The sequence below is a fragment of the Vibrio sp. CB1-5 genome (assembly GCF_059412285.1).
The window spans coordinates 259,978-276,054 of record NZ_JBJHPB010000002.1; the positions used below are offsets into that span (position 1 = coordinate 259,978).

16 protein-coding genes are annotated in these 16,077 nt (G+C 46.4%); 12 read left to right on the forward strand and 4 right to left on the reverse strand.

Annotated features, from left to right (window positions below; translation table 11 throughout):
- Genes ACJB0T_RS02665 through ACJB0T_RS02675 form a run of 3 tightly spaced genes read left to right on the forward strand, consistent with a single transcriptional unit; the run spans position 1 to position 2,504 of the window.
- On the forward strand, positions 1–792 hold the full coding sequence (locus ACJB0T_RS02665; protein WP_479291330.1) for a sulfite exporter TauE/SafE family protein: 792 nt from the start codon (positions 1–3) through the stop codon (positions 790–792).
- A 33-nt stretch (positions 793–825) separates the two neighbouring features.
- The gene (gene lgt, locus ACJB0T_RS02670) at positions 826–1,641 is read left to right on the forward strand and encodes a prolipoprotein diacylglyceryl transferase (protein ID WP_112459577.1); all 816 of its coding nucleotides are present in this window, start codon (positions 826–828) and stop codon (positions 1,639–1,641) included.
- Between the two features lie 11 nt (positions 1,642–1,652).
- Positions 1,653–2,504 (forward strand): thymidylate synthase, encoded by an 852-nt coding sequence (locus ACJB0T_RS02675; RefSeq protein ID WP_479291328.1) that lies wholly within the window; start codon positions 1,653–1,655, stop codon positions 2,502–2,504.
- A gap of 82 nt (positions 2,505–2,586) precedes the next feature.
- On the opposite strand, the gene ACJB0T_RS02680 is transcribed toward ACJB0T_RS02675, so the two are convergent.
- Both ACJB0T_RS02680 and ACJB0T_RS02685 read right to left on the reverse strand, forming a co-directional pair.
- Positions 2,587–3,327 (reverse strand): SDR family NAD(P)-dependent oxidoreductase, encoded by a 741-nt coding sequence (locus tag ACJB0T_RS02680; RefSeq protein ID WP_479291324.1) that lies wholly within the window; start codon positions 3,325–3,327, stop codon positions 2,587–2,589.
- 114 nt (positions 3,328–3,441) lie between these two features.
- Positions 3,442–3,795 (reverse strand): YMGG-like glycine zipper-containing protein, encoded by a 354-nt coding sequence (locus tag ACJB0T_RS02685; protein ID WP_479291322.1) that lies wholly within the window; start codon positions 3,793–3,795, stop codon positions 3,442–3,444.
- 239 nt (positions 3,796–4,034) lie between these two features.
- Here ACJB0T_RS02685 and ACJB0T_RS02690 point away from each other — a divergent pair, with 239 nt between their 5' ends.
- Complete coding sequence (locus ACJB0T_RS02690) at positions 4,035–4,616, forward strand: Slp family lipoprotein (RefSeq protein ID WP_479291320.1); 582 nt, start codon at positions 4,035–4,037, stop codon at positions 4,614–4,616.
- 76 nt (positions 4,617–4,692) lie between these two features.
- Here the strand turns inward: ACJB0T_RS02690 and ACJB0T_RS02695 are convergent, their stop codons facing one another.
- Positions 4,693–5,838, reverse strand: coding sequence for a Na/Pi symporter (locus tag ACJB0T_RS02695; RefSeq protein ID WP_479292315.1), 1,146 nt, complete (start codon positions 5,836–5,838; stop codon positions 4,693–4,695).
- 408 nt (positions 5,839–6,246) lie between these two features.
- Here ACJB0T_RS02695 and nhaR point away from each other — a divergent pair, with 408 nt between their 5' ends.
- Positions 6,247–7,140: a transcriptional activator NhaR gene (gene nhaR, locus ACJB0T_RS02700; protein ID WP_479291318.1), complete on the forward strand. Its 894-nt coding sequence runs from the start codon at positions 6,247–6,249 to the stop codon at positions 7,138–7,140.
- 169 nt (positions 7,141–7,309) lie between these two features.
- Positions 7,310–7,609 (forward strand): ArsR/SmtB family transcription factor, encoded by a 300-nt coding sequence (locus ACJB0T_RS02705; protein ID WP_479291317.1) that lies wholly within the window; start codon positions 7,310–7,312, stop codon positions 7,607–7,609.
- Positions 7,610–7,752: 143 nt separating this feature from the next.
- On the opposite strand, the gene rpsT is transcribed toward ACJB0T_RS02705, so the two are convergent.
- A complete protein-coding gene (rpsT, locus tag ACJB0T_RS02710; RefSeq protein WP_042473565.1) occupies positions 7,753–8,013 on the reverse strand; it encodes a 30S ribosomal protein S20 in 261 nt (86 codons plus the stop codon).
- Positions 8,014–8,272: 259 nt separating this feature from the next.
- Here rpsT and murJ point away from each other — a divergent pair, with 259 nt between their 5' ends.
- The 6 genes from murJ to ispH all read left to right on the forward strand — a co-directional run bounded on the left by murJ (position 8,273) and on the right by ispH (position 15,942).
- Complete coding sequence (murJ, locus tag ACJB0T_RS02715) at positions 8,273–9,835, forward strand: murein biosynthesis integral membrane protein MurJ (RefSeq protein ID WP_479291314.1); 1,563 nt, start codon at positions 8,273–8,275, stop codon at positions 9,833–9,835.
- A gap of 69 nt (positions 9,836–9,904) precedes the next feature.
- The gene (gene ribF / locus ACJB0T_RS02720) at positions 9,905–10,840 is read left to right on the forward strand and encodes a bifunctional riboflavin kinase/FAD synthetase (protein ID WP_479291312.1); all 936 of its coding nucleotides are present in this window, start codon (positions 9,905–9,907) and stop codon (positions 10,838–10,840) included.
- Positions 10,841–10,902: 62 nt separating this feature from the next.
- Entirely contained in the window at positions 10,903–13,749 is a 2,847-nt protein-coding gene (gene ileS / locus ACJB0T_RS02725) for an isoleucine--tRNA ligase (RefSeq protein ID WP_479291310.1), read from the forward strand.
- A 130-nt stretch (positions 13,750–13,879) separates the two neighbouring features.
- Positions 13,880–14,383 carry a signal peptidase II gene (gene lspA / locus ACJB0T_RS02730; RefSeq protein WP_042473570.1) on the forward strand — a complete coding sequence of 168 codons (504 nt, stop codon included), beginning with the start codon at positions 13,880–13,882 and terminating at the stop codon, positions 14,381–14,383.
- Between the two features lie 130 nt (positions 14,384–14,513).
- Positions 14,514–14,945: an FKBP-type peptidyl-prolyl cis-trans isomerase gene (gene fkpB, locus ACJB0T_RS02735; RefSeq protein ID WP_479291308.1), complete on the forward strand. Its 432-nt coding sequence runs from the start codon at positions 14,514–14,516 to the stop codon at positions 14,943–14,945.
- A 40-nt stretch (positions 14,946–14,985) separates the two neighbouring features.
- On the forward strand, positions 14,986–15,942 hold the full coding sequence (gene ispH, locus ACJB0T_RS02740) for a 4-hydroxy-3-methylbut-2-enyl diphosphate reductase (RefSeq protein WP_479291307.1): 957 nt from the start codon (positions 14,986–14,988) through the stop codon (positions 15,940–15,942).
- Positions 15,943–16,077 lie beyond the last annotated feature (135 nt).

Here is a 16,077-nt window from a genome sequence, read left to right on the forward strand (position 1 = left end):
GTGAATTACGAATTGATATTGCTGTTGCTACTGCTTGGTGCCGTGGTAGGAACTATGTCGGGCTTGCTAGGGATTGGCGGTGGTCTGATTGTTGTACCGGCGCTGGCGTTTTTGTTGCCTAAGTTTGGTATTGGTAGTGAGCTTGTCATGCATATCGCGCTGGCGACCTCTCTTGCTTCGATCATTATTACCTCAGGCTCATCGGCGATAAATCACCTTAAGCTAGGTAATGTTGATTTGTTTGTGATTAAGTGGCTTATGCCGGGCGTGGTCATCGGCGGATTCACTGGCTCTTACATCGCAGAGTGGATTCCATCGCACTACCTACCAAAGGTGTTTGCTTTTATCGTTTTGATGTTAGCGATTCAAATGTTCTTATCGATCAAATCTCAATCAGTACGGAGTCTGCCATCTCCTTTTATCACCACATGTTGCGGGGCGGGAATTGGCATGGTTTCGAGTCTTGCGGGCATCGGTGGCGGCTCAATGTCGGTGCCATTTTTGAGTAAACATGGCGTTGAAATGCGCCGCGCGGTAGGTTCTTCTTCCGTTTGTGGCTGTGTGATTGCACTGGCAGGCATGTTAGGCTTCGTGTTTCATGGTGCAAAGGTTGAAGGGTTGCCTGAGTTTAGTATCGGTTATGTTTACCTACCTGCTTTGTTTGCGATTGCCGCTACTTCAATGGTGACGACGCGATTTGGTGCCAAGTTGGCGACGACAATGCCAACACCGAAACTTAAAAAGATTTTTGCAGTCTTTCTATTGTTCGTCGCATTTTCTATGATGTTTTAGCCCCATTATTTAATAACTTTAAGTGAGCGTTTTATGTCTCAGGGATATATCCAGTTTCCAAATATTGACCCTGTTCTGTTTGAGTTAGGTCCGCTGTCTGTCCGTTGGTACGGTTTGATGTACTTGATCGGTTTTGCTTTCGCTTTGTGGCTTGCAAATCGCCGAGCTGATAAGGCAGGTTCAGGTTGGACTCGAGAGCAAGTGTCGGACCTTCTGTTTGCCGGCTTTCTTGGGGTAGTTATCGGTGGTCGTGTCGGCTACGTATTGTTTTACGGTTTTGAAGAGCTGCTACAAGATCCGTTGTACCTATTTAAAGTATGGACTGGCGGCATGTCGTTCCATGGTGGTTTGCTGGGTGTTATCACGGCGATGTTCTGGTACGCACGTAAAAACGGCCGTACCTTCTTTAATGTGGCAGACTTTATCGCGCCGCTGGTGCCGTTTGGCTTAGGCATGGGACGTCTTGGTAACTTCATGAACAGTGAGCTTTGGGGACGCGTGACGGATGTGCCATGGGCGATCATCTTCCCGAACGGCGGCCCGCTGCCACGCCACCCATCTCAATTGTATGAGTTTGCGTTGGAAGGTGTGGTGTTATTCCTAATTTTGAACTGGTTTATTCGCAAACCTCGCCCAGAAGGCTCAGTCTCTGGGCTGTTCTTGCTTGGTTATGGAACCTTTAGATTTATGGTAGAGTACGTGCGTGAACCGGATGCGCATCTTGGTTTGTTTGGTGGATTTATCTCAATGGGTCAAATCCTCTCATTGCCAATGGTGATCATTGGCGGTTTGATGGTCGCATGGGCATATAAAGTCAACGGTGCAACCGCTCCAAAAGTATCGAAGTAATAGGAATTGTCGTGAAGCAGTATTTAGACTTATGTCAGCGAATCGTTGATGAGGGTGTTTGGGTTGAGAACGAGCGCACTGGTAAACGTTGTTTAACCGTGGTTAATGCCGATCTCACTTATGATGTTGCTGGCAATGCCTTTCCATTGGTCACTACTCGCAAGAGCTTTTGGAAAGCAGCCGTCGCTGAGCTACTTGGTTACATTCGTGGCTATGACAATGCTGAAGATTTTCGCAAGTTGGGCACTAAAACGTGGGATGCCAACGCTAACCTCAATGAGGCGTGGTTGAACAACTCATATCGTAAAGGCGAAGACGATATGGGACGCGTCTATGGTGTTCAAGGCCGAGCTTGGGCGAAGCCGGATGGCGGCCATATCGACCAACTGCGTAAGATTGTTGATGATCTTTCTAAGGGTGTTGACGACCGTGGTGAAATTCTTAACTTCTATAACCCGGGCGAGTTCCATATGGGGTGCCTACGTCCTTGTATGTACAGTCATCACTTTTCATTGCTCGGCGACACTTTATACCTAAACAGTACTCAGCGCTCGTGTGACGTGCCGCTTGGGCTTAACTTCAATATGGTTCAGGTTTACGTGTTCTTGGCCATCATGGCGCAAATCACGGGTAAAAAGCCGGGTCAGGCCTACCACAAGATTGTGAATGCGCATATTTATGAAGATCAGCTTGAGTTGATGCGTGATGTTCAACTTAAACGTGAGCCTTTAGCCGCACCAGAGTTCCGCATTAACCCTAAAATTAAGTCACTAGAAGATCTAGAAACCTGGGTAACGCTGGATGATTTTGAAGTGATTGGCTACGAGAGTCACGAGCCGATTCGTTATCCGTTCTCAGTGTAACGTTTCACGTTAGAAATTGAACAAAAACGCCGAGCAGTTCAGTCTGCTCGGCGTTTTATTTTGTGTTCAAGCAAGGGCTTTATTACCAGCTAATGGCTTCACGTTCGGTAAAGAAGCCTGCGGTTGGGCCATCTTCTTTTAGTGTTGCTAGCCAGATAGCCGTATCGGCACCTTGTCGTGGCGTTTTCAGCTTCACGTTGTCTCCATACTCAGGCAAGTCTTCGAGGTTCATGCCGGAGTCGACCCAACCGGGGCAATAGGAGTTTACCTTAATACCAAAGGGTTCAAGCTCTTTGGCAAACAGCACTGTATTGGCGTTGACGCCTATTTTTGAAGACTGATAGGCGGCACAGACATCGTCTCGCCATGGTGAGTGCATATTAGCGAGCTGTGAAAGCTGTGCTGCTTGGCTCGAGACATTGACCACGCGCGCCCCTGCGGATTTTTTCAGCAGCGGGGTTAAGGCGCGAGTAAGCAAGAAGGGACCAATCTGATTGACTTCAATCACTCGTCGATAGGTATCTTCATCGATCAGTGATGGGTGCTTACCAAAATCCGCTAAGATCGAAGCGTTGTTGACCAATACATCTAAACGACCAAATTCATCGTCTATCTTATTGGCGATAGCTGGAAACATAGAAGACATCGCAAGGTCGATTTTGACATGCGACGCGAGATAGCCTTTGTGGCGGAATTCATTGGCTAGGGCGCTGCAAGATTGGATGTCCGCCATGATCACGTGGAAACCTTGTTCCATGAGCATTTCAGATGTGGCGAGACCGATCCCTTGAAACGCACCAGTTACGAGTGCGATTTTGTGCATACTGGAACTTTTCGTCGAGTTTATTGACTGCAGTCTATCGCTGGGAAGAAAAGGATGGCAGTAACACAGGGGGATGTTACCTCTAGGTAACTGCCAAAATGTGAAGGTAAAACGTTAGTCGTAGTAGTACTCTTCAGCGATTTCTTCGTCGATGATCTCTTCTTCGACAATTTCTTCCTCTACCACTTCCTCTGCTACGATCTCGTCTTCTACAGCAACGTCAGTAACCATTTCACACGCTTCTTCATCGTAAGCGCCGTCTACGGTACCCACAACCGCACCTGTACCGCCTCCGATAGCAGCACCGGCAGCGGCGCCGCGACCACCATCAACAATGCCACCGACAACAGCGCCTGTGATAGCACCGTCTACGGCGCCATCGATAGCACCTTCTGCGGTTTGGTCACAGTAATATGCAAAGCTTGGTGAGGCGATAAGTGCGCTGAGAAGTAAAATTTTTGTTTTCATGACAGAGTCCTATACATAGTGATTGCGTAATAGAGTAAACAAGGACTTAAAAATCGGTAAGTGGTCAACGTCAATCTTGGGTCAGTTTCTAGTTTGGGTATTGTTGTGCTGAATTAGCGGTCTGGGTAGTTAAGTAATGTGTCAATAATAGGATGTAAAGACTCAACAATAGGTTGCCACTTGCGAAGCGTTAAGCGGTTGACTCATAATGAAATGAGGAAGACACAGGAGAGCAGAAGATGCGAACGTATGTATGGATATTGGCAGCATTGCTAGTGGGCTGTAGTAGTGGGCCTGATGAGATCAAAGTTGCTGATGAAAAGCTGTTAGTGAGCTATCAGGATGCGAGCCCTGATGCTACGCTTTTTAAAGGCCAACCTGCTCGTTGGGGTGGAGTCGTGGCGAAGCTTACCAATCCATCTGCAAGCAGTAGTGAGCTGCAAATCAGTTACTTTGAACTTGATGCGAAGGGGCGACCTGATGAGACCCGTCAGGGAAGCAGCCGTTTTGTCGTCAAAGTAGAGCGATTTTTAGATCCGAAGATCTTTGTACTCGGTAAGCCGATGACGTTTGTCGGCACGATTGAAGGCCAAGCGGATATTAAAGTGGGTGAGCAGACACTTTCAGTACCCGTACTAAAGGCATCGAACTATTATCTTTGGACAGAAGATAAACGTATCAAAACCTACTATGTCGGCGACCCTTACTACAACTACTATTATGATCGCTATTACTATTGGGACTACGTCGATGAAGTCGATCTTATCGATCACTACGACGCGTACGATGCTTATGACGCCTATGATTATGGCGATTACTAAAAACAAAAACGCTCAGCATTGGCTGAGCGTTTTTGTTCTATATAGTAGCTACAGTGGGGCAGTTGCGAACTCTTTGTTAAGCGGTCAGCGCTAGAATAGAGCCTGGGATAACCACAAAGATGGACACTAGGTAACCCGCAACAACTGCTTTATTCTTAATAGCCATATCTGAGATAAAGTCAGCACCTTTCACTGGGAGTTCACGCAGGAACGGAATACCGAAGATAAATACCGTTGCCATAATGTTGAACACTAAGTGGACCAGAGCAATTTGCAGAGCAAATACAGCGTACTCACCAGAAACAGCCGTCGCAGCAAGTAGACCCGTGATACAAGTACCGATGTTCGCACCTAGCGTGAATGGGTAAACATCACGAACCTTCAGAGCACCAGTACCTACTAGTGGAACCATTAAGCTGGTGGTCGTTGATGAAGACTGAACCAGTATAGTCACGATAGAGCCAGACACGATACCGTGCATTGGACCACGACCAATCGCGTTTTTTAGAATCTCACGAGCACGACCAACCATTAGGCTCTTCATAAGTTTGCCCATCACAGTGATGGCAACGAAGATAGTCGCAATACCAAGAACGATAAGCAGCACACCGCCGGTCACACCACCAAATGCACTCAGTGGCTCTTGGATTGCACTCACTACGGGTTTGGTGATTGGCTTGATGAAGTTAAGACCCTTCATGCTCATGTCGCCTGTCGCCATCATTGGCGATACAAGCCAGCTAGAGATTTTGTCTAGTACGCCGAACATCATCTCAAGTGGCAGGAAGATAGCCACAGCAAGCAAGTTGAAGAAGTCGTGAATCGTTGCACTTGCAAAAGCACGCTTAAATTCGGTATTACAACGAACGTGACCAAGACTGACTAGGGTATTGGTTACCGTAGTACCAATGTTAGCACCCATGATCATCGGGATAGCTGTTGTGACAGGTAGGCCACCGGCTACCAGACCAACAATAATAGACGTAACCGTACTTGAAGATTGGATAAGCGCCGTAGCAACAAGACCAATCATCAAGCCTGCAACTGGGTGAGAGGCAAACTCGAACAGCACTTTAGCGTGCTCGCCAGTCGCCATTTTGAAGCCACTACCTACCATAGAAACAGCAAGTAGTAATAAGTAAAGCATGAATGCCAAGTTAGCCCAGCGCAGCCAACGCGTCGTAGTCGACATAGGAGTCGTCGCTGTAGTTGCTTGGTTCATCATAGTTTTCTCCGTTTGGCCTTGGTTAATCTATTTGCGGCCTGTTGTTGAATCTGAGGCGATAGTAGAACTTGAATATTACAGAAATATGACGAAACTATTTCTATGTGAATTAAGTGCGATCTCAGGTTAACTTTTAGGCTGTAAATCTGAGTTTTCGGAATTAAGTTGTTGATAATTAGTGATTAATTTCTTGTTGAGAAAAAGAGATTAATCTGACGCAGTTAATGAATTAAATCGATTTATATTGTTCTCTTTGTCAGTTATATGACAGTCACGTGTCTAATGTGACAGTTAGTCGTTCGTAAAAATTAGCGTCAATTGCTTTGTTGTTTCGGTTTTAACGAATATTGTTGGATTGCGCAGATTTTGCTATAAATGTAGGTCACTCTTTTTAGGCGATTTAGCATGTCTCATCTCAACTATAACCATTTGTACTACTTCTGGATGGTGTGCAAACAAGGCTCAGTTACCAAAGCAGCCGATGCGCTGTTTTTGACTCCACAAACGGTCACCGGTCAAATCAAAGCGCTGGAAGAGCGTATGGATGGCAAACTGACTAAGCGAAATGGTCGAAGTGTTGAACCAACTGAGCTTGGGCAACTGGTCTATAAATACGCCGATCGAATGTTTGGACTGAGTTATGAGATGCTGGATATTGTTAACTACAGCCAGCGCTCTAATTTATTGTTTGATGTTGGTGTCGCGGATGCTCTGTCTAAACGCCTTGTCAGTAAGATTTTGATGACGACTATCCCAGAAGATAACAACATCCATCTTCGCTGCTTTGAATCAACGCACGAAATGTTGCTAGAGCAATTGGCTCAGCATAAGCTGGATATGATTCTGTCTGACTGTCCGGTGGATTCTAGCCAAAGTCCGGGCCTGTTCAGTAAAAAGCTGGGTGAAAGTCGTATGAGCTTCTTTACTTTTGGGCAGTTGGAGAATGTACACTTTCCTGAGGTGCTGGAACAGACTCGGCTTCTGATTCCTGGCAGCCGTACATCCATGGGGCGTAAAGTGATCCAATGGTTTGACCAGCAGGGGATTCAGCCGAATATTTTGGGTGAATTTGACGATGTTGCGTTGATGAAAGCCTTCTCAATGTACAAAGATGATGTCATCTTCCTCGCGCCGAGCATCTACATATCGGAAAAAAAAGATAAGCGTAACTTGCAGTTGATTGGAGATATTGAAGACATTAAAGAAGAGTATTACGTGATTTTTGCAGAGCGAATGATCCAACACCCTGCGGTAAAAAGTGTCTGTGAAGCGGATTTTACTGATCTGCTTGCGTTTTAACTTTAGAGTTAGTTATCAATTTACTCATTTCAACAACAGTTAATTAAACAAAGCGTTAGCATGCGTGAGCTAACCATGTAAAATGTGTTGGAAATTGCCAGCGTTATGATTTTCTGTGACAAAGACTGGCACATTGACAACGGTATCACCCAATGATTAGAGGTAGATTATGAACTTGCAGGATATGGAGAAAAACGCATCACAAGCGGTAGTACTCTTGAAAGCGATGGCTAATGAGAGACGCCTGCAAATTCTGTGTTTGCTACACAATACAGAGTTGTCAGTCGGTGAGTTGTGTGCGCGTTTAGAATTGAGCCAATCCGCGCTGTCTCAGCATTTGGCTTGGTTGCGCCGTGATGGATTGGTTTCTACACGTAAAGAGGCACAAACGGTGTTTTACACCTTGAGCAGCAGTGAGGTTCGCCAGTTGATTGAAACGTTGCATGGCATGTATTGCAGCGACGAGTAAGCCTTAACGCTCGCTACTTTGTTGTGGCGAGTGTTTTCTCGCTAAATCAGAAAACGAGTAATGCAGAAAACTGTTGATTTAGATATTACAAATACAAAAAAACCGGCATGAGCCGGTTTTTTTAACACAATTCAAAGTCTAAATTATAGAGCTTTGATTGCAGCAGAGAAGCGTGCCTTGTGACGAGCAGCTTTATTCTTATGAATAAGGCCTTTAGTCGCCATGCGGTCAAGGATTGGAGTAACTTCTGCAAATGCTGAAGTTGCTGCTTCTTTGTCGCCAGCTTCGATAGCTGCGATTGTTTTCTTCATGTAAGTGCGCATCATAGAACGACGGCTAGCGTTGTGCTGGCGACGTTTCTCAGCTTGGATAGCGCGCTTCTTAGCAGATTTACTGTTTGCCAAGGGTCTAACTCCCAAAAACTTAGTTCGGTGACAATTTAAGGGCGAGGAATATCCCTCATTTGCGCTCAATTGTCAAATGATTTGTGCAAAAACCCGACGATATAAAACAATTTTTGATATCTGTGGGCTATCGCGGTTAAGATGGCGGGGATTCTAACAGTATTTTTCGACCAATGCTAATACTAATCCTCTCTTCAATAACAAAGGCTATTGAAACTGATAAATAGTAAAGCATTGGCTAGGTAATTCAGAGGTTATCGTGAGTAAACGCCTTCTTAAGTCTGGCATGATAGTGAGTGCCATGACGTTGGTGTCTCGAGTATTGGGACTGGTTCGTGATGTTGTGGTGGCGAATCTAATGGGGGCAGGGGCGAGCGCTGATGTCTTCTTCTTTGCTAATAAAATCCCCAACTTTCTTAGACGCCTTTTTGCAGAAGGTGCATTCTCTCAGGCATTTGTGCCAGTACTTACTGAATACCATGCCTCAGGTGATAAAGACAAAACTCGGGAGTTAATCGCCAAGGCCTCAGGTACGCTTGGCGTCATTGTTACCATAGTTACCTTGCTAGGTATTCTTGGCTCGAGTGTCGTGACGGCACTGTTTGGCTTTGGTTGGTTTCTCGATTGGCTTAATGATGGACCAGCAGCACCAAAGTTTGAACTCGCCAGTTTGATGCTCAAGATCACTTTCCCTTATCTTTGGTTCATCACCTTTGTTGCATTGTCTGGGGCGATTCTTAATACGCTAGGCAAGTTTGCGGTTTCTTCTTTTACCCCTGTTTTTCTTAACGTGATGATCATTGCCAGTGCGTGGTTCATTTCACCTAACCTTGCTCAACCAGAAATAGGCTTGGCGATAGGGGTATTTTTAGGCGGCTTTGTCCAGTTCGCGTTTCAAATTCCTTTCCTTATAAAAGAGGGTGTACTCGTTAAACCTAAATGGGGTTGGCGCGATCCCGGCGTAACTAAGATCCGCACCTTGATGATCCCTGCACTGTTCGGTGTATCGGTTAGCCAAATAAACCTGCTGTTTGATACCTTTATTGCCAGTTTCCTAGCCACAGGTTCAATCAGTTGGCTTTATTATTCAGACCGTCTTCTAGAGTTCCCGCTTGGTTTGTTTGGTATCGCCATTGCTACCGTGATTTTGCCGGCGCTGTCACGTAAGCACGTAGACGCCCATAGTGAAGGTTTTGCTCACACCATGGATTGGGGCGTACGCATGGTAATCCTGCTCGGCTTACCTGCTATGTTGGGACTGATGGTACTCGCAAAACCTATGTTGATGGTGCTCTTCATGCGTGGTGAGTTTACTCCTCACGATGTTGAGCAGGCGTCTTTATCCTTACTAGCTTATGCATCCGGCCTACTTAACTTTATGTTGATCAAGGTACTCGCGCCGGGTTATTACTCGCGTCAAGATACGAAGACGCCAGTGAAATATGGCATTATTGCTATGGCGTCCAATATGGTTTTCAACGCGATCTTTGCTTATTTCTACGGTTATGTTGGTCTGGCAATGGCAACAGCGTTGTCTGCCTTTATTAATATGGCGCTGCTTTACCGTGGACTTCATCGTCAAAATGTCTATCGCATTACCAAGAAAACGATTGGCTTTGTCGTTCGTCTAGTGATTGCTGTAGCCGCTATGGTGTCAGTATTGATGTGGCAGCTACAAGACATGCAGCAGTGGCTGAGCTGGGGTTTATCTGAGCGTATTGTTAGCTTGACGATACTGATTGGTCTGGGAGGGCTGACATACTTGGCGGCATTGCTTATTTTGGGAATTCGCCCGAAAGACGTAAAAGCAGCGACAGATTAACAATGATTGGTTATAATCCGTCAGTTTCACACTCGTAACATTTACTCAAGCAGGTGGTTTAGTCGTTTCATGGAACTCATTCGAGGCATACATAACCTTAAAAATCAGCACCATGGCTGCGTATTAACCATCGGTAACTTTGACGGTGTCCACCTTGGACATCAACGTGTACTGAGTCAGGTAAAACAGAGAGCATCATTGCTTGGTTTGCCTGCGGTTGTGATGACTTTTGAACCACAACCGATGGAGCTGTTTACGAAAGATAAAGCGCCTGCGCGTTTGACTCGATTACGCGATAAGTACGAGCTGCTTGAGAAAATGGAACTGGATCGCCTGTTGTGCGTGAACTTTAATCAGCGATTTGCCAGCTTAACTGCGGAGTCTTTTATTCGAGACTTGTTGGTGGACAAATTGGGTGTTAAGTTCCTTGTCATCGGCGATGACTTCCGCTTTGGTAAAGGGCGTGAAGGTAACTTCGAGATGCTTCAAAAAGCGGGCGAGGAGTTCGGTTTTGAGGTGGTGAATACGGCAAGTTTTTGTGTTGAAGAGACTCGAGTCAGTTCAACGGCCATTCGTCAGGCTCTTGCCAACGACGAACTCGATGAAAGCGCAGAAATGTTGGGACGTCACTATACTTTGTCGGGGCGTGTTGCCCATGGTCAAAAGTTAGCGCGTGGCTTTGGGTTTCCAACCGCCAACATTTCACTCAAGCGTTATGTCGTGCCTGTCCGCGGCGTTTATGCGGTGCAGGTGTTTGGTGTTGATGATAAGCCGCTACCAGGTATTGCCAATATAGGTAAAAAACCAACGGTCGCGGGGACAACGCCCGATCTTGAAGTGCATATTTTTGACTACGAGGGCAACCTTTATGGTCAACAAATTGAAGTGGCACTGCTTCATAAAATCCGTGATGAGAAAAAGTTCGAATCATTGGAGCTGCTTAAGCAGCAAATAGAATTGGATGCTGATGTAGCAAGGGTGTGGCTACATCAGTTTAAGGGTTAGCGGAAGATTCCACCGTTAACATAATGTCTAACTTTCGCCCAATACAACGGAATTAAGAATCGATGAGTGAGTATAAAGATACCCTGAACCTACCTGAAACAGGGTTTCCAATGCGCGGCAACCTGGCCAATCGTGAGCCAGAAATGCTTAAGCGTTGGTACAAAGAAGATCTTTACGGTGAGATCCGTAAAGCCAAAAAAGGCAAAAAATCCTTCGTGCTGCACGATGGCCCTCCATATGCGAATGGTGACATTCACATTGGTCACGCTCTAAACAAGATTCTTAAAGACATTATTATTAAATCCAAAACACTTTCAGGTTTTGACGCACCATATATTCCAGGTTGGGATTGCCACGGTCTACCTATCGAACTGATGGTTGAGAAAAAAGTGGGCAAGCCAGGCCAAAAAGTGACTGCGGCTGAATTCCGCGAGAAATGTCGCCACTACGCGGCAGGTCAGGTTGAAGGTCAAAAAGAGAGCTTCAAGCGTCTAGGTATTCTTGGTGAGTGGGACAAACCGTACCGCACGATGGACTTTGCAACTGAAGCAAACATCATCCGTGCACTAGGTAAGATTGCTGATAAAGGTCACCTACTAAAAGGTTTTAAACCAGTACACTGGTGTACAGACTGTGGCTCTGCGCTTGCTGAAGCAGAAGTTGAGTACAAAGATAAAGTGTCTCCTTCTATCGACGTACGCTTTAAAGCGGCCGACGAAGCGGCGCTTTTGTCTAAATTCGCGCTAAGCGAAGGTCATGAAGGCCAGGGCGATATCTCAATCGTTATCTGGACAACAACGCCATGGACACTGCCTGCGAACCGCGCGGTATGTCTACGCGACGATCTTGAGTACGTACTTATCCAAACTGAAGGCGACAACCCTGAGCGTATTATCGTGGCTTCTGAGCTAGCGAAAGACGTGATGGATCGTGCCGGTATCGAGCACTTCCACAACCTTGGTTTTGCAAAAGGTGCGGATCTAGAGCTTTCTCAGTTTAACCACCCATTCTACGATTTCACTGTTCCGGCGATCCTAGGCGATCACGTAACGACAGAATCAGGTACCGGTGTGGTTCACACAGCACCTGGCCACGGTCAAGAAGACTTCGCGGTCGGCCAAAAGTACGATCTAGAAGTAGCAAACCCAGTAGGTTCAAACGGCGTTTACCTACCGGACACTGAGCTATTTGCAGGTCAACACGTGTTTAAAGCTAACGATGCTGTAGTAGAAGTACTGAAAGAAAAAGGTGCGCTACTTCATCATCACGCATACGAGCACAGCTACCCACACTGCTGGCGCCATAAGACGCCAATCATCTTCCGTGCAACACCTCAGTGGTTCGTATCTATGGACCAAGCGGGTCTACGTGCAAAAGCACTAGAGTCAATCAAAGGTGTTGAGTGGATGCCTGAGTGGGGTCAAAGCCGTATCGAAGGCATGATTGAAGGTCGTCCTGAGTGGTGTATCTCTCGTCAACGTACTTGGGGTGTGCCAATCGCTCTGTTTGTTCATAAAGAGACAGCAGAACTTCATCCAAACTCGCTAGAGCTGATTGAAAAAGTGGCTCAGCTAGTGGAAGAGAAGGGCATTCAAGCTTGGTGGGATGTAGAAATCGCAGACCTACTTGGTGAAGAAGCTGACCAGTACGAGAAAGTTCTGGATACACTAGACGTTTGGTTCGATTCAGGTGTGACTCACTACTCGGTTGTTGATTCTCGTGAAGAATTCAACGGCAACAGTGCAGATCTATATCTAGAAGGTTCTGACCAACACCGTGGTTGGTTCCAGTCTTCGCTAATTTCATCTATCGCGATGAAAGACGAAGCGCCATACAAGCAAGTGCTAACGCACGGCTTCGTAGTAGATGGTCACGGCCGTAAGATGTCTAAGTCAATCGGTAACGTTGTTGCGCCAAAAGATGTGACTAACAAGCTAGGTGCAGACATTCTGCGTCTATGGGTAGCATCGACTGACTACACGGGTGAAGTTGCGGTTTCTGATGAAATCCTAAAACGCTCTGCAGATGCTTATCGTCGTATCCGTAATACGGCTCGCTTCTTCCTAGCAAACCTAAACGGTTTCAACCCAGAAACTGACCTAGTACCAGCAGAAGAAATGGTGGCACTGGATCGCTGGGCGGTAGGTCGTGCGCTAGCGGCTCAAGAAGAGATCGTAAAAGCGTACGAAGAGTACAACACGCACGGCGTGACTCAGCGTCTAATGCAGTTCTGTTCTATCGAAATGGGCTCTTTCTACCTAGACGTTATTAAAGACCGTCAGTACACAGCAAAACTGGGCGGCCACGCACAGCGCAGCTGTCAGACAGCGCTTTACTACATCGTTGAAGCACTTGTTCGTTGGATGGCACCTATCATGTCGTTCACGGCTGACGAAATCTGGAACGAAATGCCATCGTCTCTTCCAAGCGGAGAGCAGCGTGAGAAGTTTGTGTTCACTGGCGAGTGGTTCGAAGGTCTGTTCGGTCTGGCTGAAGGTGAAGAACTGAACAACGAATTTTGGGCTCAAATCCAAACGGTTCGTGATGCAGTGAACAAGCAGCTAGAAGCAGCGCGTAGCGAGAAAACCATCGGTGGTGCACTACAGGCTGAAATCACCCTGTTTGCTGATGATGCACTACTAGCGAAACTTAACAAGCTGGAAGATGAACTGCGTTTTGTTCTTATTACGTCCGCAGCAACCGTTAAGCCAATGTCTGAGAAGACCGATGCAGCGAAAGCGACAGACCTAGAAGGTCTATTCGTTGAAGTAGCAGCTACTGAAAACGAGAAGTGTGACCGTTGTTGGCACCACACTCCGGACGTAGGTACGATTGCGGGTCACGAGAAGATTTGTGGTCGCTGCGTATCGAACGTAGACGGTGAAGGCGAAGTTCGTAAGTTCGCTTAATGGTAAGCTAACCGGAACTTTTGAAAGATTTAACAGCCCCAGTTTTTACTGGGGTTGTTTTTATCAGCTAACTGATTGAACATATAATTCATTGAGTGTTTGCTACCAAAGGTAGCGATAAAGGAAACAGATGAGCGAAACGGCAATCACATTTCGACAATCAGGTGTACGCTGGCTGTGGCTAGCGGTGGTGATTTTTATTGCTGATATCAGCATTAAGCTCGTAGTCATGGATAACATGGGTTACGGTTGGGCAAATCGAATTGAGATCTTGCCATTTTTCAATCTGCTTTATGTCCATAACTATGGTGCGGCATTTAGCTTTTTGAGCGACCAAGCAGGCTGGCAGCGCTGGCTGTTCACTGGTATCGCGTTTGTCGTTACTGGTATGCTAACCTACTGGATGAGCAAGCTTCCGGCAAAAGAGAAGTGGAACAACATTGCTTATGCGATGATCATCGGCGGCGCAGTAGGCAATGTTTTTGACCGCGTAGTTCATGGCTTTGTTGTCGACTACTTGGATTTCTACTGGGGTAACTATCATTGGCCCGCTTTCAACCTAGCAGACATGGCGATCTGTATTGGTGCGGCGATGATTATTATCGATAGCTTTCGCAATAAAGAGCAAAAGTAGCGCAGATAACGAATAACCTTAAGCGCTGTGCGTTGATATGCACGGCGCTTTTTTATATAACAAGCTAAATGATAAAGAGCTGCTGTGCGTATCAATCAACACAGACTCAATAACACAAGGAAGCCGTAACGTGAGCATCATTTCCCAAGATAGCGCTGTCACTCTACATTTCACCATCAAGCTGAGCGATGGCTCGGTTGCAGATAGCACCCACAATATGGGTAAGCCTGCGAAATTTATTATTGGTGACGGCAGTTTAAGTGAGAATTTTGAAAAGTGCTTGGTGGGTTTGACGTCTGGTGACAACAAAGCCATTGAGTTAAAAGCAGTAGATGCGTTTGGAATGCCAAATCCAGACAATGTTCATCATATGGACCGTGCAAAGTTTGTGGGTGACTCTGAGGTTGAAGTCGGTACAATAATGGCCTTCTCAGGTCCTGATGGTATGGAGATCCCAGGTATCATTACGGATATTGCGGGCGATTCGGTAACGGTTGACTTTAATCACCCGTTAGCAGGCCAAGATGTCACCTTTGAAGTTGAAATTCTCGAAGTAGAATAAAACCACTCAGATAAATACGATAAGTAATAGCGGCTTTTCAATGAGTAATGAAATGAAAATTAAACTAGCTAACCCACGTGGCTTTTGTGCGGGTGTAGACCGAGCGATAAGCATTGTTGAGCGCGCGCTTGAGATGTATCAGCCGCCAATCTATGTTCGTCATGAAGTAGTACACAACCGCTTTGTGGTTGAAGGTCTTAAGCAGCGTGGTGCGATCTTTGTTGAGGAACTGAGTGAAGTGCCAGATGACAACATTGTGATCTTTTCGGCTCACGGTGTGTCTCAAGCGGTTCGCAAAGAAGCGAAAGCACGTGAACTGACGGTATTTGATGCCACGTGTCCGCTGGTAACCAAAGTCCATATGGAAGTAGCTCGTGCGAGTCGCCGCAATATGGAAGTGGTGCTTATTGGCCACGCAGGCCACCCTGAGGTGGAAGGGACAATGGGTCAGTACTCAAGTGAGACTGGCGGTATGTACCTTGTTGAGCGTCCAGAAGACGTACTAACGCTCGAGGTTAAAGACCCAAGTAACCTTCATTACGTGAGTCAAACAACACTGTCTGTGGATGAAACTGCTGATGTGATTGATAAGCTTCGCGAAGTATTTCCAGAGATCCAAGGTCCTCGCAAAGACGATATCTGTTACGCCACGCAAAATCGCCAAGATGCGGTTCGTGAGCTGGCAGGTGACGTTGATGTTATGGTTGTCGTAGGCTCGACAAACTCTTCGAACTCAACGCGTCTTAAAGAGCTTGCAGAAAAACTAGGCACACCGGCATACCTTACAGACACACCGGACCTCATTGAAGCCGAATGGTTTGAAGGAAAAGGTCTGGTTGGCGTCACAGCCGGTGCATCCGCACCAGAAGAGCTAGTCAATCAAATCATCGACAGAATCAAAGCGCTGGGCGCTGATGACGTTGAAGAAGTACTAGGCCGTGAAGAGAACATGTTCTTTGAAGTGCCAAGAGAGCTTCAAGTCAAAGTGGTTGATTAACCCAAAATGACTGCATACCTAATTAGTTAACTAAAAGCGCCGCGTTGCTAACGTGGCGTTTTTGATTTTTCCTAGCCTGTAGGACCAAGGACCAAGGACCAAGGACCAAGGACCAAGGACCAAGGACCAAGGACC